This window comes from Phocaeicola massiliensis B84634 = Timone 84634 = DSM 17679 = JCM 13223, assembly GCF_000382445.1.
GTDB classification, from domain to species: domain Bacteria; phylum Bacteroidota; class Bacteroidia; order Bacteroidales; family Bacteroidaceae; genus Phocaeicola; species Phocaeicola massiliensis.
In genome coordinates this window covers 2,997,496-3,016,746 of the sequence record NZ_KB905472.1, presented here as the reverse complement: position 1 = coordinate 3,016,746, position 19,251 = coordinate 2,997,496, and the positions used below count along the sequence as shown (strand labels likewise).

The 19,251-nt window shown below is 43.9% G+C and carries 11 protein-coding genes, 2 tRNA genes and 1 pseudogene; 9 read left to right on the top strand and 5 right to left on the bottom strand.

Annotated features, from left to right (window positions below):
• The first annotated feature begins 6 nt into the window (after nt 1-6).
• The 3 genes from HMPREF1534_RS06650 to HMPREF1534_RS06660 are packed head-to-tail and all read left to right on the top strand — an operon-like array spanning nt 7 to nt 2,581.
• A complete protein-coding gene (locus HMPREF1534_RS06650; protein ID WP_005941779.1) occupies nt 7-453 on the top strand; it encodes a YhcH/YjgK/YiaL family protein in 447 nt (148 codons plus the stop codon).
• A gap of 11 nt (nt 454-464) precedes the next feature.
• Entirely contained in the window at nt 465-1,382 is a 918-nt protein-coding gene (locus HMPREF1534_RS06655) for a dihydrodipicolinate synthase family protein (RefSeq protein WP_005941776.1), read from the top strand.
• A 17-nt stretch (nt 1,383-1,399) separates the two neighbouring features.
• Entirely contained in the window at nt 1,400-2,581 is a 1,182-nt protein-coding gene (locus HMPREF1534_RS06660) for an AGE family epimerase/isomerase (RefSeq protein WP_005941773.1), read from the top strand.
• Between the two features lie 77 nt (nt 2,582-2,658).
• On the opposite strand, the gene HMPREF1534_RS06665 is transcribed toward HMPREF1534_RS06660, so the two are convergent.
• From HMPREF1534_RS06665 to HMPREF1534_RS06680, 4 genes are all read right to left on the bottom strand, one after another.
• Nucleotides 2,659-3,873 carry an alpha/beta hydrolase family protein gene (locus HMPREF1534_RS06665; protein ID WP_005941771.1) on the bottom strand — a complete coding sequence of 405 codons (1,215 nt, stop codon included), beginning with the start codon at nt 3,871-3,873 and terminating at the stop codon, nt 2,659-2,661.
• Nucleotides 3,874-4,055: 182 nt separating this feature from the next.
• Entirely contained in the window at nt 4,056-5,657 is a 1,602-nt protein-coding gene (locus HMPREF1534_RS06670; RefSeq protein WP_005941768.1) for a RagB/SusD family nutrient uptake outer membrane protein, read from the bottom strand.
• A gap of 26 nt (nt 5,658-5,683) precedes the next feature.
• A complete protein-coding gene (locus tag HMPREF1534_RS06675) occupies nt 5,684-9,043 on the bottom strand; it encodes a SusC/RagA family TonB-linked outer membrane protein (protein ID WP_005941765.1) in 3,360 nt (1,119 codons plus the stop codon).
• Between the two features lie 557 nt (nt 9,044-9,600).
• Nucleotides 9,601-10,773 carry an iron-containing alcohol dehydrogenase gene (locus HMPREF1534_RS06680; protein WP_005941759.1) on the bottom strand — a complete coding sequence of 391 codons (1,173 nt, stop codon included), beginning with the start codon at nt 10,771-10,773 and terminating at the stop codon, nt 9,601-9,603.
• Nucleotides 10,774-11,070: 297 nt separating this feature from the next.
• Between HMPREF1534_RS06680 and HMPREF1534_RS06685 the strand changes: the two genes are divergently transcribed.
• From HMPREF1534_RS06685 to HMPREF1534_RS0119115, 5 genes and pseudogenes are all read left to right on the top strand, one after another.
• Nucleotides 11,071-12,252: a DUF418 domain-containing protein gene (locus HMPREF1534_RS06685; protein ID WP_005941752.1), complete on the top strand. Its 1,182-nt coding sequence runs from the start codon at nt 11,071-11,073 to the stop codon at nt 12,250-12,252.
• A gap of 106 nt (nt 12,253-12,358) precedes the next feature.
• Nucleotides 12,359-14,674 carry a glycoside hydrolase family 3 N-terminal domain-containing protein gene (locus HMPREF1534_RS06690; protein WP_085929497.1) on the top strand — a complete coding sequence of 772 codons (2,316 nt, stop codon included), beginning with the start codon at nt 12,359-12,361 and terminating at the stop codon, nt 14,672-14,674.
• 1,092 nt (nt 14,675-15,766) lie between these two features.
• Nucleotides 15,767-17,593, top strand: a complete 1,827-nt coding sequence (locus HMPREF1534_RS06695) for a VapE domain-containing protein (RefSeq protein WP_005941744.1) — start codon at nt 15,767-15,769, stop codon at nt 17,591-17,593.
• A gap of 140 nt (nt 17,594-17,733) precedes the next feature.
• On the top strand, nt 17,734-18,084 hold the full coding sequence (locus HMPREF1534_RS06700) for an ISAon1 family transposase N-terminal region protein (RefSeq protein WP_005941741.1): 351 nt from the start codon (nt 17,734-17,736) through the stop codon (nt 18,082-18,084).
• Nucleotides 18,085-18,094: 10 nt separating this feature from the next.
• Nucleotides 18,095-18,313: pseudogene (locus HMPREF1534_RS0119115) on the top strand (ISAon1 family transposase); the annotation flags it as partial.
• Between the two features lie 91 nt (nt 18,314-18,404).
• Here the strand turns inward: HMPREF1534_RS0119115 and HMPREF1534_RS06705 are convergent.
• Nucleotides 18,405-18,477 (bottom strand) — tRNA-Pro (locus HMPREF1534_RS06705).
• Nucleotides 18,478-18,603: 126 nt separating this feature from the next.
• Here HMPREF1534_RS06705 and HMPREF1534_RS06710 point away from each other — a divergent pair.
• Nucleotides 18,604-18,679: transfer RNA gene (locus tag HMPREF1534_RS06710), tRNA-Phe, on the top strand.
• The last annotated feature ends 572 nt before the right edge of the window (nt 18,680-19,251 follow it).

Here is a 19,251-nt window from a genome sequence, read left to right as displayed (position 1 = left end):
ATAACGATGATAGTTTCAAGATTAGAGAACAGTTCGCGGATAGAAAGCCTTCATCCGCTGTTCAAACAATTATTTGATTATGTAAAGACGCATGACTTGCTGAATGCTCCTTTGGGACGCATTGAACTGGATGGCGATAACTTATTTATTAATAATGTAAATCCCGAATGTGTTCCTGCCGACAAGCAAGTGCTGGAAATGCATCGCGATTACATTGATGTGCATATCCTTTTGACGGGGCAGGAAACTATCGGTTGGAAGGCTGTTGAAACGTTGGAACATCAGGCTCAGGCTTACCAAAAGGAGGGAGACTGTGCGCTTTATAGCGATAGACCCACCTTGTTTGCCACCTTACAACCCGGTGAGTTTGCCATCGTTTATCCCGAAGACCCGCATGCTCCGGTTATCGGTGAAGGAAAAATCAGAAAATTAATAGGAAAAGTAAAACTCTAAAAGAAATAGTTATGGAAAAGATTATCGGACTTATTGACGCACCTTTTACCCCGTTTTATGAAAACGGAGAAGTGAATTATGAACCGATTGAAGCATATTGCCAATTGTTGGTAAAGAATGGTCTTCAAGGAGTATTTATCAATGGTTCTTCCGGTGAAGGTTATATGCTGACCGAAGACGAGCGCATGAAACTGGCAGAACGTTGGATGGAAGTTGCTCCTCAAGGTTTTAAGGTTATCGTACATGTGGGAAGCACTTGCGTGAAGTCCAGCAAGCGTTTGGCTGAACATGCCCAAAAGATTGGCGCATGGGGTATCGGTGCCATGGCTCCTCCCTTTCCGAAAGTGAGCCGTATTGAAGAACTTGTGAAATATTGCGAAGAAATCGCTTGCGGTGCACCCGAACTTCCTTTCTATTTCTATCATATTCCTGCATTCAACGGTGCATTCTTGTCAATGGTGGCTTTCCTTGAAGCTGTGGACGGACGTATTCCAAACTTTGCCGGTATCAAATATACTTTCGAAAGTATGTATGAATATAACCAGTGCCGCCTTTACAAGAACGGTAAGTTCGATATGCTTCACGGACAGGATGAAACAATTCTGCCTTGTCTTGCCATGGGCGGTGCTCAGGGTGGTATCGGTGGAACAACCAATTATAACGGTAAAGAACTGGTAGGCATCATTGAAGCATGGAAAGCCGGAGACTTGGAACTGGCCCGCGAACGTCAGAACTTTGCACAGGAAGTAATCAATGTTATCTGCCATTATCGCGGCAATATTGTCGGTGGCAAACGCATTATGAAACTGATTGGGCTGGATTTGGGTAAGAACCGCACTCCGTTCCAAAATATGACCGATGAAGAAGAAGCTGCCATGAAGAAAGAACTGGAAGCAATTAACTTCTTTGAAAGATGTAATAAATTCTAAATAAAACATTTGTTTTTATGAATGTAAACGAATATTTGTCGAATTGGGCAGCATGCTATAAGAAGGATCTGACCGAAAACATTCTTCCGTTTTGGTTGAAAAACGGTCTTGACCGTAAGCATGGTGGTGTATACACTTGCCTCGACCGTGACGGAAGTCTGATGGACACCACCAAATCGGTATGGTTTCAAGGACGTTTCGGCTTTATCGCAGCTTATGCCTATAATAATATAGAGAAGAATCCCGAATGGCTGGCTGCTTCAAAAAGCTGTATCGACTTTATCGAGGCTCATTGTTTCGATGCCGACGGACGCATGTATTTTGAAGTGATGGAAGACGGAACTCCGTTGCGTAAACGCCGTTATGTCTTTTCGGAAGGCTTTGCCGCCATTGCCATGTCGGAATACGCCATTGCATCGGGAGACCATACTTATGCCGAAAAAGCACTGGAGCTGTTCAAGCGCATCATGCGTTTCCTGAACACTCCGGGCATATTGGAGCCGAAGTATCTGGATACGTTGAAATCGCAGGGACATTCCATCACAATGATTCTGGTAAATACCGCTTCACGCATCCGTGCGGCTATCAACGCCCCGTTGCTGACAGAGCAGATAGACCGTTCCATCAAGGCATTGCGTACTTATTTCATGCATCCTGAATTCAAGGCATTGCTTGAAATGGTAGGTCCTGACGGAGAATTTATCGATTCTATCAACGGTCGCACCATCAATCCGGGACACTGCATCGAGACGGCCTGGTTTATTCTGGAAGAGGCCAAGTACCGCAATTGGGATAAAGAATTGGTGGATATGGCATTGACTATCCTTGACTGGTCCTGGGACTGGGGATGGGACAAAGAATATGGCGGTATCATTAATTTCCGTGATTGCAAGAATCTTCCTCCCCAGGATTATTCTCAGGATATGAAGTTCTGGTGGCCGCAGACAGAGGCCATTATTGCCACTCTGTATGCTTATCAGGCCACGGGCAATGAAAAATATCTGGAGATGCATAAGCAAATCAGCGACTGGACCTATGCCCATTTCCCTGATAAAGAATATGGTGAATGGTATGGCTATCTGCATCGTGACGGAACAGTGGCACAGCCGGCTAAGGGTAATATCTTCAAGGGACCGTTCCATATTCCCAGAATGATGATTCGCAGCTATACGCTTTGTGAAGAGATAATGAAGAAATAATATTAGTTTTTAATAAGATTGAAAGCCGCAGTAACGTTGGGAAACGAAGCTGCGGCTTTTTAGTCTTATTTTAAGAGTTATTCGGCCAGGACTTTGTCCAGCCATGGCAGTACAAATTCATTTTTGAAGTAATGGTTCGGCCCATCTACATTTACAGAGTCATAGAAAGAGGCTCTGCCGAGTCCTTCAGGCAAATTTTGAGCAGTATTACGTGTCTCCGGTGCCGTATATTTCTGATAATGATGTGTTTCAACGTTTTCCGGATGTCCGCTGATTTCATAGGCTCGTTTTACTAAATTGAAGTCTCTGTCCAGTCCGCCTTCCGTCAGAATAATGGGGCGAGGGGCAAGAGAAGCCACTATATCAGGAAAGTTAAAGTATTTCCAAAAGTCGGGTATTAAATGACGGATGGAATTGGGAAAAGGGCGACGCCCCCTTTGGTCCGGTTCTGTCATCACGATAGCCCGTTCCTGTGTTTGGCATAAGAAATCGTTGTAGATAAAAGCGTAAATGGAAGGGTCCATGACGCCCAATACCATTAAAGGTTCAGTCCCCAAAGAGAAACCACTGACAACAATGCGGTCTTTGCGTATGAAGGGTTGGCATTTCATCCATTCCAAAACTTGTTTATTTAGAAAAGAAGTGTAGCCTAAATAGCTCCATCCCAATTCCAGCAAAATGCGTGACGGAGTATCATAATCATAACTTGTTCCTGTCAAAGGTTCCAGGTCGGCTGCCTCTCCCGCTGCCGCATTATCTACGGCAACTGAGATATATCCTTGTTTTGCAATGTTTAAGGCCATAGCCGCCCGCATATTGTTGGCGGAAACTTCTCCGATGAGGTTTTCTTTTGTCATACCCGATCCGGGAATGCAGAGTACGGCAGGACCGGGTATTTTAACTTTATCGGGAATCAGTATATAAAAAGTAGAAACACAGTGAGGCAGTGGATAGAACTCCCATTTCTCTTGCCGATAACCGTCTTTCTGTATTTTCTCTATACAAACAGGTATTGGCTGACCGGTGATGTGGGGATGATGCATGATTTCTATCATGGCTGTCCGTACCTCTTTTTGCCATTCGGCAAATTCTTGCCGGGTGAAATCATGTCGGAATGCATAGAGTGGTTTGGTATCTTTGAGCATGGCATGTACTACTCCGTAGGTGCTGAGATAACGTCCGTCACTTCGTTCAGAACAAACAGTTTTATGTTGTTCGGGGGAAAATGCTGTTTGCGCGAATAGCATTGATGATGACAGGCAAACGGTGAGGAGAATTACCCATTTTTTCATTTTTAGTTTTGTTTTCTGCATGATTAGATGATATAAGGTTGTCATTTTGAGGCTAAGATAAGTAATTAGAGATGAATTGCGGCAAATTCATCATAGAAAATTAAAGAGGACACCCTCACGGGCATCCTCTTCCAAAATCAATGTTAAAATCGACTATATCTGTAATACAGATGTTTTGATTATTAGTATCCCGGTGTTTGAGTCAATTCAGGATCTTTGGTAATCATATTGGTTTCTATCGGCCAGTATAGTTTGTAAGCTTCGGCTTCAGTTAAGATAGCCTTTTGACCATCTTTGCTGCCTTCCGGACAGAATACCAGATGTTTGCCTCCTTTGGTCAATGTCATACGTTTCAGGTCATACCAGCGTTGTCCTTCTCCTAACATTTCTTTATCTTTTTCATGTAGGATAGCCAGCTCGTTTTCTGTAAAATTACCGTTGGTGTAGCCATATTTGGTTGCGTCCCAATTTTTACCGTAAGCACGCTCACGTATTTTGTTTATATAGGAAGCTACATCTCCGCCTTCCATATTTGCTATTTCAGCCATCATTAGATATACGCCCGCCAAACGATAGACAATGACATCAGCGTCCCAAATATAGCGATTGATGGATTCATCGAAGTGTCCCATTATTTTTTTGTACACTGTACCTGCCAATGAATTGTCTTTACGTGAATAGGCTCCCAGGAATGTCGCATCGCGGCGGCTATCTGTCTTGTCATAAGACAGGTAGAACTCCGGTAGATATTCTATGCGCTGCATTCCTGTGGTGCTAACTTTCAGCGTATCTCCCATAGGTTTTCCATTTTCATCGTTGAAACCTACTGTTTTGAAAGCTCCGGTTTGATAGTTGTACATGAGAGCTGTAAATGGATTTGATGCTTCTCCTTCCATATATCTTACAGCGAAAATTACTTCATTATTGCCTTTATTGTTTACGCTGAATATATCTTCATAGTTTGACTGTAAGGAGAGATCATAATTATTCATCAGGCTTTGCAGATGATTTTTGGCTACGCTTAAGTCTGCATTGTTTGCTGTATTGTCATCTACAGAAACCTTAGCATTCCATAAGTAGACTTCAGCAGCCAAATATTCAGTGGCAGCTTTTGACCAATAGCCTTTTAAATTCTTACGGTTATTGGGGTCGAAAGAGTTATTATTGCCAAAGTAATCGAGTGAAGATTTCAGGTCTGCTTTGATTTGTTTCATAACTTCAGAACCGGCAGAACGCTTCATATAAAGGTTGTTTGGGTTAAAGTCACCATTTACTACCGGATTTGGATCTAAGCGCAGAGGTAAAGTACCATAAGTGCGGTACAGTCCGAAGTAATAGAAAGCGCGTAAACCGTAAGCTTGCCCCAGATAATAGGCCTTTTCTTCTTCGGTCATATAGTCGGCTTCCAGAGTCTTCTGCAACATGATATTTATATTCGCAATACATCCATATATGTTACCAAAGTTTGTGATTCCCGGAGACTCGGCATTCAGGGCTTGATTTACGATACCCTGATAAGAAACCGAAGTTCCGTCTACAGCAACATCGGGAACACTGGTTCCACCGCGTGCTTCACCTAATACATATTGTTGCTGGAATATTTGGTCACGGAAATTTTTGTGTATTCCGTCCATATAAGCGATTACATGTTCTTTTCTTGTCCAGAAGTTACCGCTTCCATAAGTGTCAATGGGAGCTAAGTCTAAAGCATCGCAACCTGTCATGCCGACAGCAAAAGCAAATGCACTGAAGCGAAATGCTAATTTTAATATTTTATTTCTCATAATTGTAGTCTTTTTTAGTTATTAAATTAGAATGTTAAGTTAACCCCAAACAGAATAGTACGTGGTAATGAATAGCCTTGTCCGACTGCACCGTTGTCTTTTGGGTTGGCTTCAGGAGAGCCTACATTTTTCGCACCGGTGATGTAACCCAGGTTCTGTCCTGTAATAGAGACTTCGGCACGTTGCATCTTCAACATTTTAGCTACAGATTCAGGCAATGAATAGCTCAGCGAGATTTCGCGGATAGCTAAATAGTCACCTCTGTATGCAAACATGGTGGATGCTATGTAGTTGTTTTTTCCGTTTTGGTCGGCAAACAGATAGCGTGGGTATTTAGCGTTCGGATTGCTTTCTGACCAAGTATCATAGTACATTGTCGGTGTATTGTATGTTCCTTGGTAACATCCCATGAACCATGGAGTAGTACTTTGTGTCCCACTATTTTCATACAACCAGAAGCCTAGAGCATAGTCAAAGCGTCCGTATAGTTGGAAGTTTTTCCATCTGAGAGTAGTATTGAAACCACCGGTCCAGCGTGGAGAGGTAGCTCCCACTTTTACTTTATCGAATTCATCGATTACATCATCGCCATTTACATCATGGAATTTCGTGTCACCCGGTTGGATAGGGAAGTTCGTAGTGGCATTTTGTTGCTCTGCTGTCAGTTTGTTCCATGCCTCAGGTCCATAGTAAGTTCTGGAGCCATATTTTCTCACCAGATTGGCGGGAATTTCATCGTATGAGCGGTAAATGCCATCTGCTTGGTATAAATACAGTATGCCCGGTTCTTGACCTTCCTGTTGTCCGCCTACCCATTTTTTCTCATCTCCGTTTCCGGTATATACTTGGAATGCATTGATACGGTTTCTTTCCATACCATTGTCCGGTAATGAAACGATTTTATTCTTGTTGAATGCGATATTTCCTGAGGCGCTCCATGTCCAGTCTTTGCTATCGATAATTTTTCCTGAAAGTTCGATTTCGATACCTTGGTTGCGGAATTCACCATTATTGTTTGTTACAGATGAGAAACCAGTAGAGGTCGGGAAACTCAATGCTGCATATTTGTCTGATGTCAGCCGGTTATAATATGTCAGGTTAGTGTTCAGTCGGTTGGCAAAGAAGCTCAAGTCTGCCCCCACTTCAAAGGTAGCGGTCTTTTCCCATCTCAGGTTAGGGTTGGGAAGTTCTGTGATGAGATAAGAAGTATTTCCGTTATAGTTGAATGAACCGTTGCTGTTGCTTGAACCGTAGCTTCCCTGTAAGGTATAGGCACCAATACCTGACGCATTACCATTGATACCGTAGCTGGCACGCAACTTACCGAATGACATTACGGGAATGGCTTCTTTAATGAAGTCTTCGCGTCCGAAAATCCATCCGGCAGATACTCCGGGGAAGAATCCCCAACGGTTGTCACCTAACAGAGAGGAGTAACCGTCGCGACGGAAAACGAATGACAACAGGTATTTGTCCTTAAAATCATAATTTAAACGTCCGAAGAATGACAGGATACGTTGTTTCTCATGCCATGAATTGATAGTACGCTTACCTTCGCCCTTATCGGTCAGTGACAAATCGGGGAGGTCGTCGGTAGGTGCACCTTGGCCTTGTGCCTCAAATCCGCGTTGGTATTTGTTGTAGTATTCCATACCTAACATCACTTCTACATGATGGTCAAGGAAGAAGGTTTCGTTATAGTTTAATACGGCATTGTATGTTTGGCGGAAATCGCGGTTATAATAAGCTGTAGCCGATCTTGTACGCACGAAGTTTCCGGGAGTATTTTCATAATCTTTTGTGAAACTTTCCTGATATGTTTCAGAGTAATACCAGTTCATGTTGGCTGTCAATGACAGATTTTTCAGAATATCAATCTTAAAGGATTGGCTCATTGTGAACTTATCGCTTTGATTGTCATTCCACCATTGGTCGGGTTGGTACATTTGGTTACCATCAGCGGTACCCGGACCTAGTTTCATGTTGCCTTCTTCATCCTCAAAAAGAACAGTAGGAGGAAGTGAACGTACTCGTCCGAAATAATTTAACTCAGAACCGTTGGAGCCGGGCATGTTTTTCCAATTGGCACGATTATAGTTTAGTGACGAAGTGGAAGTTAGCCAGTCTGCAATTTTATAGCTGGCGTTGGTAATGAATGAATAACGTTCGTAGAATGTATTGACAGGAACACCTTCCTGACGGTTGTATCCCAAACCGGCGTAGTAGGTGCCACGGTCATTACCACCAGACATATTGATGTTGTAGTCCTGTGAGAATGCGGGATCATTCAGGTTATATTTATCTACATCCGTATTCTTGTATAAAATTTCTTTACCGGTAATAGGGTCTGTCACTGTCTGCCATCCTCTGCCCAACAGATATTTGTTGTCTTCGTTTAAGAACTGAGTACTGTAAATGTCCTGATCCAGGTTGTTACCGGTACCGAAAGGTTGTTTACCGTTCAGGTAACTTTCCCAATTACCCCAATAAGTTTTTGTGTTTCCGTCTTTGTCTTGAAACAAGTGTCCTGCATCCCAGTGTGCTTTACGCATAGCTTTGATATATTCGCCTGCTTCCAAAAATTCATAAGGAGTGCGTGCATAGCTCAAACCTAATTTAGCCTTGAAGTTAATTTCGCGGAAACCTGCTTTACCTCTTTTGGTGGTAATAAGGATTACACCGTTACTGGCACGTGCACCGTAAAGTGCAGTAGCACCGGCATCCTTTAATACATCCATAGACTCAATGTCTTCAGGGTTGATATCACTCATAGAGTCTCTAAGTTGTCCGTCTACTACAACGAGTGGAGAACCGGTTCCATCCAAGTTGGTACCACCACGCAAGATAATGGTAGGAGTTGCGCCGGGGCTACCTGATGATTGGATAACCTTCAAGCCGGCTACGGCACCGGATAATGCTTGTGCAGGATTGGAGTGCATACCTACGTTTAAGCTCTCCTGTTTTACTTTCGAAATAGAGTTAGTTACTTTGGTACGTAACTGTTGACCACCGTAACCGGTAACTACAACCTCTCCCAACATTTCCGTGTCGTCTTTTAATGTAACGTTTAGAGGCTGACCATTCCATTTTACTTCTACCGTTTTATATCCAACGAAAGAAATCTGGATAATGTCTCCTTGTTTGACATTGTTTAAAGAGAAGTCACCGTCAATACCGGTGATTGTTCCGTTGGTGGTACCTTTTACTACCACAGATGCACCGATAACGGTTTCACCTGTTGTGTCTTTCACAATACCGGTACAAGAGCCATTTTGTTGTGTGATTTTCACATCGGTTATACCGGATTCGGCAACCGCGTAAGCTGTTCCTGTAGAGACGCCCATTAAGAACAGCAACGTACTGACTGACTTTATCCTTTTTAACATAGCTGTGATTTTTTTTATTAGTGTTTATTATAGCATGAAATTATTTTCAAATAAAGTTCTTTTAGAACTTTGCAATAATTTATATTTAGGTTTACGCTGCAAATATATTATATTATTTATTAATTCAAGCATATTTAAGAAATTATTTTTAATATATACTTGATATTTTATTAAGATTACGCAACCAACCTCTCCAAATCTTATATAAACAATCTTATATAGCTATAGATAAATAAAATATTAGCCACCAATATTTTTATAATTAGGTAGAATAAAAGTAGATACAAAAGCCATATTATACCTATACATATACTCCATCAAATGGTATACAGGCTTTGTAGCAATGTTGCAAAGTTCTAAAAGAACTTAGTAAATGATTAAAATGTTGTGATATGGGTTTTCTTTAGACAACGGAAAATAGAGGGGGGTGAAGGGGGTGATGTTATCGAATGTTGTCGATGTATGAAGAATCTTGAATATAAAGAATGTGGGAGAGTAGAAATATAATGTAAAGAAGGGCTATGGCAAAGGAAATCAAGCTATAGCCCTTCTTGTATTTATCGATAAGACTTTTCTAATATATTCAGTATTTCGTCATCGGTTATGGGATGTGGGTCAAGTGTGAATAAACCGCCCATGGTGTCACGTGCATTCTGCAATATTCTAGGAAAGTCATTGGGCCGGATGCCATATTCACTTAATTTTAAATCTTTTACTTTGCATTCTTTTTGCATTGTTACTAGTGCATCGATGAAGTCGGATGCACGATTACTCTTCTTTTCGGTCATCACTTCGGCCATTTTCATGTAGCGTTTGGTGCAGTCGTGACGGAAAGTTTCAAAATAAGCTTCGGAAAGTGCTATTAATCCGGCTCCATGGGGAAGTTGCGGATAGTAGGCACTCATGGCATGTTCCAGTGAATGTTCGGAAGTACAACTGGAGGTAGATTCTACCATTCCGGCGAGTGTACTCGCCCAGGCAACTTTGGCGCGTGCTTTTAGATTTTGTCCGTCGGCTACGGCTACCGGCAGGTATTTATATAATAAGCGGATAGCTTCCAATGCATATAGGTCGCTGATAGGGGTTGCACAGTTGGCAATGAAACCCTCGGCAGCATGGAAAAAGGCATCAAATCCTTGAATAGCGGTAAGTTCGGGCGGGATGGATACCATTAATTCAGGGTCTACAATGGAAAGGGTAGGATAGGTGAGGGGACAGCCGAAGCCTATTTTCTCCTGTGCCGTTTCATGAGTGATTACTGTCCATGGGTCCATTTCAGTACCTGTGCCCGCTGTTGTCGGAATGGCTATAATAGGCAGAGCTTTGCTGATGGGACGTCCTTTACCTGTTCCTCCTGAAACGTAATCCCAATAATCACCATCATTGCATGCCATTACAGCAATGCTTTTGGCGGAATCGATAGAACTTCCCCCTCCCAGTCCGACCACAAAGTCACATCTTTCTTCACGACAGATGGCGGCTGCTTCCATTACATGTTCTTTGATGGGGTTGGGAAGTATTTTATCGTAAACTACCGTTTCTACATGATTCAGCCTCAGTTGGGCGAGTACTTTTTGCAGATATCCATATTTCCGCATGGAAGTTCCGGCAGAAATAACAACCAATGCTTTCTTTCCCGGTAGTTTTTCACTTGATAACTTATTGATTTCCCCACAACCGAATATCAATTTGGTAGGGATGTACAAACTAAATACAGGATTTGCTTTCATGTCTTTCGTATTTAAAGTTTCAATGATAACAAATGTAGAAAAATAATAGTTTGGGCGGAAGAGTAAATAGTTAAATTTTACATACTGTCGGACTGTATGTTTCTTCTTCGTTCAGGATGAGGCAGATGCATTCGAAAGAATTTGATCTATGCGAATGAATAGTTGGAAAAAGAAGGTTATCTTTGCACTCAATTGAAAAAAAGGAATGCGTCAAGACTAAAATGGTCTATTACTTTGTCATTCTGAACGAAGTGGAGGATCTGTTGCTTGTATCTATTTATTAACAATATCTATTTCATGGAAAAACAATTATCAGAAAAACTGCCACGTATCGAAGTGGTAGATGCTTTGCGGGGATTTGCTGTGATGGCAATTCTCTTGGTACATAACTTGGAACACTTTATCTTTCCGGTTTATCCTACAGGTGATCCCGGATGGTTGAATATTCTGAATGACGGAGTCTTTAACATTACTTTTTCTCTGTTTGCCGGGAAAGCTTATGCTATTTTTGCTTTGCTGTTCGGATTTACATTCTATATTCAGTCGGCTAATCAGCAACGGAAAGGGAAGGATTTTGGCTATCGTTTTCTTTGGCGTCTTGTCTTATTAGCCGTTTTTGCTACTGTCAATGCTGCTTTTTTCCCGGCAGGAGATGTCCTATTACTGTTTGTTGTAGTGGGTGTCGTATTATTTGTGGTGCGCAAATGGAGTGATTGTGCCATTCTTGTTACAGCTATTGTATTTTTACTGCAACCTGTTGAATGGTATCATTATATAGTAAGTTTGTACGACCCGTCGCATACGTTGCCCGATTTGGGGGTAGGAGCAATGTATCAGGAAGTGGCGGCTTATACGAAAGAGGGGAATTTGGGAGAGTTCTTATGGAAGAACATCACTTACGGTCAAAAAGCGAGTTTGTATTGGGCATTGGGTGCCGGACGTTTCTGGCAGACTGCCGGTTTGTTCCTGATGGGACTGTATATCGGCCGTAAGCAGCTTTTTGTTTCTTCCGAAACCAATACACGTTTCTGGGTGAAGGCACTTATTATTTCTGCCATCGCATTTGCTCCGTTGTTCCAGTTGAAAGAGTTGGTGATGGCAAGTGACAGCTTACTTGTTCGGGGAACAGTAGGGACGGCTTTCGATATGTGGCAGAAGTTTGCATTCACGGTAGTGTTGGTTGCATCTTTTGTGTTGCTTTATCAAAAGGAAGGCTTCAAGAAGTTTGTATCCAATCTTCGCTTTTATGGAAAAATGAGTCTGAGCAATTATATCGGACAGTCTATTGCCGGTGCTGTCATTTATTTCCCGTTCGGACTGTATCTCGCTCCTTACTGTGGCTATGCGCTTAGTCTGATAATCGGGTTTGTGCTCTTCTTGTTGCAGGTCTGTTTCTGTAAATGGTGGTTGAAGAGTCACAAGCAAGGACCGTTGGAAGGTATTTGGCATAAATGGACATGGTTGGGGGCAGATAAGTGATTGGTTACTGAAAATAAAACACGCATATCGAACAACGAAAGAATATTTACTTATGAAAAACCAAATTGTATTATTAGGCTTGTTGGCTTTATGTACTCACTCTCAGATGAGTGCGGCATCCCCTCAAAAAAGTATTTATCATAAAGGCTGGATTGACTTTAATAAGAATGGAGTGATGGATATTTATGAAGATCCCAAGGCTCCGTTGGAAGACCGTGTGCAGGATTTGTTGAGTCAAATGACTCTTGATGAGAAAACCTGTCAGATGGCCACGCTTTACGGTTCGGGGCGTATTTTGAAAGATGCGTTGCCTCAAGAAAACTGGAAAACCGAAATATGGAAAGACGGCATTGGAAATATTGATGAAGAGCATAACGGTCTCGGCAAGTTTCGTTCAGAGTATGCCTTTCCCTACATCAGGCATGTAGATACGAAGCATGCTATCCAGCGGTGGTTTATTGAAGAAACTCGTTTGGGTATTCCGGTTGACTTTACAAACGAGGGTATACGTGGTTTGTGTCACGACCGTGCCACTTATTTCCCTGCCCAGTGTGGACAAGGTGCCACTTGGAACAAAGAACTGATTGCGCGTATTGCCGAAGTGGAGGCACGTGAAGCAGATGCTTTGGGCTATACCAATATTTATTCTCCCATTTTGGATATTTCGCAAGATCCCCGCTGGGGACGTTGTGTGGAAACGTATGGTGAAGATCCTTATCTGGTGGGACAACTAGGTAAACAAATGGTAACTACCCTTCAAAAGCATAATTTGGTTGCCACTCCCAAACATTTTGCTGTTTACAGTATTCCTGTGGGCGGACGCGATGGGCAAACGCGTACCGATCCCCATGTAGCACCGCGTGAAATGAGAACGCTCTATCTGGAGCCTTTCCGGGTAGCTTTCCAAGATGCAGGGGCTTTGGGCGTGATGAGCTCTTATAATGATTATGATGGTGAACCGATTAGCGGAAGCTATCATTTCCTGACCGAAATCTTGCGTCAGGAATGGGGATTCAAGGGGTATGTGGTTTCTGACAGTGAGGCGGTGGAGTTTGTTGCAGGCAAACATAAGGTGGCTGATACATACGAAGACGGTATTGCGCAGTGTGTCAATGCCGGTTTGAATGTGCGTACTAATTTTACTGCTCCCGACGAGTTTATAATTCCTTTGCGTAAGGCAATTGCCGATGGAAAGATTTCTTTTGATACGGTGGACAAGCGTGTGGCGGAGGTTCTTCGGGTGAAGTTTTGGCTGGGATTATTCGACAACCCGTATCGCGGTGATGGAAAATTGGCCGAGAAGATAGTACATAGCAAAGAACATCAGGCGGTGGCACTCGATGCAGCGCGTCAGTCATTGGTCTTGCTTAAGAATGAGAAAGAGATGCTGCCTTTATCCAAATCGATTCGGAAGGTGGCTGTTATCGGTCCGAATGCCGAAGAGAAGAAGCAACTTATCTGCCGTTACGGACCTGCCAATGCACCGATAAAGACAGTTTTTCAGGGAATAAAGGAAATGCTTCCCGATGCAGAGGTGGTTTATCGGAAGGGTTGTGATATTATAGACCCGCATTTCCCGGAAAGTGAAATTCTTGATTTCCCGAAGACGGAAGAAGAAAGCAGGCTGATGGATGAGGCGGTTGCCGCTGCGCAAAATGCAGAAGTTGCCATTATGGTGCTGGGCGGTAATGAACTGACGGTAAGGGAAGACCGTTCTCGCACCAGTTTGGAGCTGCCTGGCCGTCAGGAAGAGTTGTTGAAAGCTGTGATGGGCACAGGCACGCCGGTAGTGTTGGTGTTGCTTGACGGTCGTGCGGCAACCATTAATTATGCAGCGGCTAATGTTCCGGCGATATTACATGCCTGGTTTCCCGGTGAGTTTTGCGGGCAGGCAGTGGCTGAGGCTTTGTTTGGAGATTACAATCCGGGTGGAAGACTGGCTGTGACTTTTCCGAAATCAGTAGGACAAATACCATTTGCCTTTCCTTTTAAACCGGGATCGGATGTCCCTGCAAGTACTTCGGTTTATGGTGCACTTTATCCTTTCGGATATGGTTTGAGCTATACTTCTTTTGTTTATAGTGATTTGCAAATAACTCCCAAGGAACAAGGGGTACAGGGTGAAGTAAATATAAGTTGCAGAGTGAAGAATACGGGAAAGGTAAAAGGAGATGAAGTGGTACAACTTTATTTGCGTGATGAAGTGAGCAGTGTTACGACTTACACAAAAGTGTTGCGTGGGTTTGAGCGTATTTCTTTGGAGCCGGGAGAGGAAAAAATCGTTCGTTTCAAACTTCGTCCGCAGGATTTAGGGCTTTGGGATAAGAATATGAACTTTTGTGTAGAGCCGGGAAGTTTCAAAGTAATGGTTGGGGCTTCATCGGCGGATATCCGTTTGGAGGGAAGCTTTGAGATTATATAGGCATTATTTAAAAAGTCTTTGTCGCAGTCTGATAGGGATGTATCAAAGCTAACCCGATCTATCAAATCATCAACTGTAGGGCAGGGTTTGCCTGTCCGAACCAACGGTCACGATCTTGGGAGTAATACACAAACAAGCTATTTTGGGCGAGCGAATCTCGCCCTTACTAACAAAATGACAGCATTATCAGTGTTTAGACACAATCCCAAGGGTAAAGGTTTATCGTGAAGTGAAATCTGAAGGACTCGACGGCGAACATTTGATGAGAAGCCGGCAGATATCATAGTAGCGGAGGAAGGAAATATTGCTTCTTCCTTCCTCCTTTCATCTACCGCTGAAATGTCCTGTTGGTAGGGCTCCGGTAGTGAATGGACATCTTGTTACCACCCCTGCAGTCTCCTTTCATCTGTAAAATTTCTTCCGGCAGGAGAAATGCTGAAGGCTGGTTTAAAAGTAGCTTGGGAAGCATGGCTGAAAGGGGAATGAGGGGATGTTCTGTCATTGTTAAACGATTGATTGATAATGCGTTTTGGCTAATATGTAAGGATGAACGGAAAAGGAGAAATGACCGACTTGGTGAGGGTGGTTCCATCTTCCCTTACATAAAAACATACCGGGCTTTTTAAAAAAGATGGTGATGTTTTTAAGAAACATCAAGGTCTTTTTTGAAAACATCAAGGTCTTTTTTGCAGCATGGGAGTGTGTCAAAACTAAACCGTGCTATCCCATCGTCAGCTGTAGGGGCGAGGTTCGCTCGCCCGAAAACAGTTTGCTTTGTGTCTTCGGGCAGGCGAACCCTGCCCCTACGCACGAAACGACAGCATTATCCACATTTTGAATTCAATTGTAAAGTGTGTACGTACGCATCGGACTACACATACGGTGGCATAAGTCTACACGTATATACGCATCAGGTCACACGTATATACGTATCGAGCTACACGTACGTACGCATGAGCCTGCACGTATATATGTCATTGTGTCAGGCTCCGTCATATCCTGTACCCGGGTTTGATTAATTTGTCTCCCCTCTTGACAAACGCTTTTTCATGTTGTATATTTGTAGTTCGTCAAATCTAAAAAAAGTGCCTCATGAATGTATTCGCCACCCTCAAAACAGTCTTCTTCGGAAGCAAATTCCTGTCAGCTCCTGTTCCTTCCGACGGAACGCCGCGCCGTGACTTCATATCCGCCCTCAACGGACTGATACCGCTTTGTCGGACCATCCCCGGTGTGCATCTGGCAGTGGATATCCGCGAAGGCCGGGTGGCTTTGGTGGTGGACTGGACTCCGCGCACCGACGGGAATGCGCTGGCGGGCGTTTACCATTACATTGTGTCCGATGAAGACGGAGTGAAGGAAGTGAGCAAGTCACAGGTTCTTCCGGCTGAAAACGGCAAGGGCAATTTATCGGAAAGCAGGAACGAAGCTCCCGGATGCCCGGCAGTCTTAATTGAAAAAACGGAGAAGGAAGCCGCACAATCGGGAGGTGCTCGAAAGGTTATGAATATCGCACACTCGAAAGATATTGAAAAGGAAGCAGGATTAGAATCCTCGGAAGATGTTGGAAAGAAAATCGGAGTGATATCTTCGGAAGGCACTCGAAAAGAAGCCGGATTAGAATCCTCGGAAGATGTTGAAAAGAAAATCGGAGTGATATCATCGGAAGGCAATCGAAAGGAAGCCGGATTAGAATCCTCGAAAGAGGAAGTCAAGAAAGCGAAATCATCCTCCCTGATGCAGGAAGTGACCGCTTTCCTCACCTCCCGCTACCGCTTCCGCTTCAACGTGCTGACCGAGGAAACCGAGGTGGAAGAAGTAACAAACAACATTCCCGACACCCACCTGCGCTACACCAAGGTGGACGAACGGTGGATGAACACGCTCAGCATGGAAGCCATCGAAACAGGCATAGACTGCTGGGACAGAGACATCCAACGCTTTGTGCGCTCGCGCCGCATCAGCGAATACCATCCCTTTACCGCCTACTTTGAACAACTTCCCGAATGGGACGGCAAGGATCGCGTATCCGCACTTGCCCGCCGGGTGTCCGACGACCCGGTATGGGTGAATGGTTTCCACCGCTGGATGCTGGGACTCTCCGCCCAATGGATGCAGTTTCATCCGGATACCAACAACGCCAACAGTGCCAACCGCGCTAACAGTATCAACCGCGCCAACAGCGTGGCTCCCCTGCTGGTGAGCAGCCGACAAGGACTGGGGAAAAGTACGTTCTGCCGCCTGCTGATGCCCGATGCGCTGAAAGCTTATTACACAGAAAGTTACGACCTCAGCTCTCCGGCATCCGCCGAAGCCAAACTCGCTGCCTGCGGTCTGATCAATCTGGATGAATTCGACAAACTCAGCGCGTCCAAAATGCCCCTGCTGAAGAACCTGATGCAAGCCTCCGCACTGAACATCCGCAAGGCCTACAAACGCAGTGCGTCGGCACTTCCCCGCATCGCCTCGTTCATCGGCACCAGCAACCGGGAAGACCTGCTGGTAGACCGCACCGGCTCGCGCCGCTTCCTCTGTGTCAGCTTGGAGCACGCCATTGACTGCGTCACACCTGTGGAGCATGAACAGCTGTACGCCCAACTCAAAGCGGAACTCCTGTCCGGTGAACGAAGCTGGTTCAACAAGGAAGAAGAGCAAGCCATCCAGCAGCACAACGCCCTGTTCTACAAACACATACCCGAAGAGGAGGTATTCCGCCTTTGCTTCCGCTTAGCCACGGAAGCGGACCATCCGCAGGAAGTGCTGACCCTTTCCGCCACCCAATTATTCGAGCGGATGAAGTCTGCCCATCCTTCGGTCATGAGAGGCATGACCGCCTACAGTCTGAGCCGCATCCTGCCGCAGTTGGGCGAGCGAGTACATACCGCCAAGGGGAATGTGTATCGGGTGGTGGCATGCTAATAACAATGCGAGATAAGGTGACGGGACGCATATACAAAAAGAAACGCTCCCGGTATTAATGGAAGCGTTGTTTTTATGGCTCAGCGGAAATATCTGGTTGGTAAGTTTTAAAATTAGCTATCTTTGCTTACCTTTGTTTTATGAAACCCGAACGATTCCTTCGTGCCATCCTTCCGGATGTGCTTATAGACAACTTTGATATTGTCAATTTCGACAAGAGTGCTGACCGTTTTGATATTTATCTTGATGAAAAAAAAGTTCAGCTAAAAGAAGATAAGTCCAACCCGGATATCATATCCTATGGTTTTGGTGAGTATCGTACAATCCAAGACTATCCTATTCGTGGTCGCGCCACTTATCTCCATGTTCGTAAACGTAAATGGCTTGACAAGTCTTCCAATGAAATCTTCAGTTATGACTGGGATTTATCCGAATTTGACGGTACACGGCTCAATTCTGAGTTCGTTTCTTTTTTAAAAGAAGGAGATTGAATCTACTCCTGTGAGCATCTGTGTGCTTGCGGAACGTTATGGCGTAAAAGGACAGACTCTTCGTAAACAATACAAGGAGAAAATCAGTGATTACCGGAACCGGGATCAGCTCGAATATGCGCATGACTACCTCCTTTATCCTGAAAACATTGGAGAAAACCTTTCTTTGGATGAAACTTGCCTGAGCAATGGAGATGTTTATACGATTCTGACCAATAAAGCAGCCAAGTTTTCAGACTGAGCCATATCAACTGAGCCTTTACAGCGGTTTGCGAAGGTAAAAAAAACGACAAGCAATTTTCACTGCTTGCCGTTCTCTGTCGGAATGAGGCGACTCGAACGCCCGACCCCTACGTCCCGAACGTAGTGCGCTACCAACTGCGCTACATTCCGTTTCTGTTTTGCGAGTGCAAAGGTAAATCATTTTTTTGAAACCAAAAAGAATTTGGCAGAAAATTTGCAAAAAATTTGTAGATTCAAAAAATATGCCTACCTTTGCAACCGCAAACGAGAAACAATGGTGCCATAGCTCAGTTGGTAGAGCAAAGGACTGAAAATCCTTGTGTCCCCGGTTCGATTCCTGGTGGCACCACCAAAAAGCTTTTCAATTTTAGAAAACCCTTGAATTAGAGATAGTTCAAGGGTTCTTTTTTTTTACCCTCACTACGCATTCCGCTACATATTTGTGAAGTTGGATTTCGCCAATTCAGTGGCTTTTTTAAAGGCTTTTGAAAAAGCCATAAATATGTACCATACTTCATTGTTTTTCAATTGTTTGACAATCCCAATCTCTGGTGTGAAAAAGTAATTTTGCACACATGACCGGATGAAGTCTAAAAAGTGAAAGAAACTTAAAAATTCGGTATTTCCCATCGGGATAAAAAAAGGAATCGAACCCGGGATACAAAAGGCAATTCGAACCTGAGAAAAATGGGATTTTTATGGCTTTTCCACAAGTCCCTCAAAAAAGCCACCGAATTTAACATTTCGCTCCATGTCCTCATGCCATCCGGTTTTGACGAAACAATTGAATGTAACACCTCAAAAAACAAAAGTGATGAAACAAGGAACAATGAACATTCTGTTTTTCGTGCTTAAAACGAAATTGTTGAAAAACGGTGAGGCATCCGAGCTTCGGTCATGCCGAACAACCTCTTTTCGGCAGCT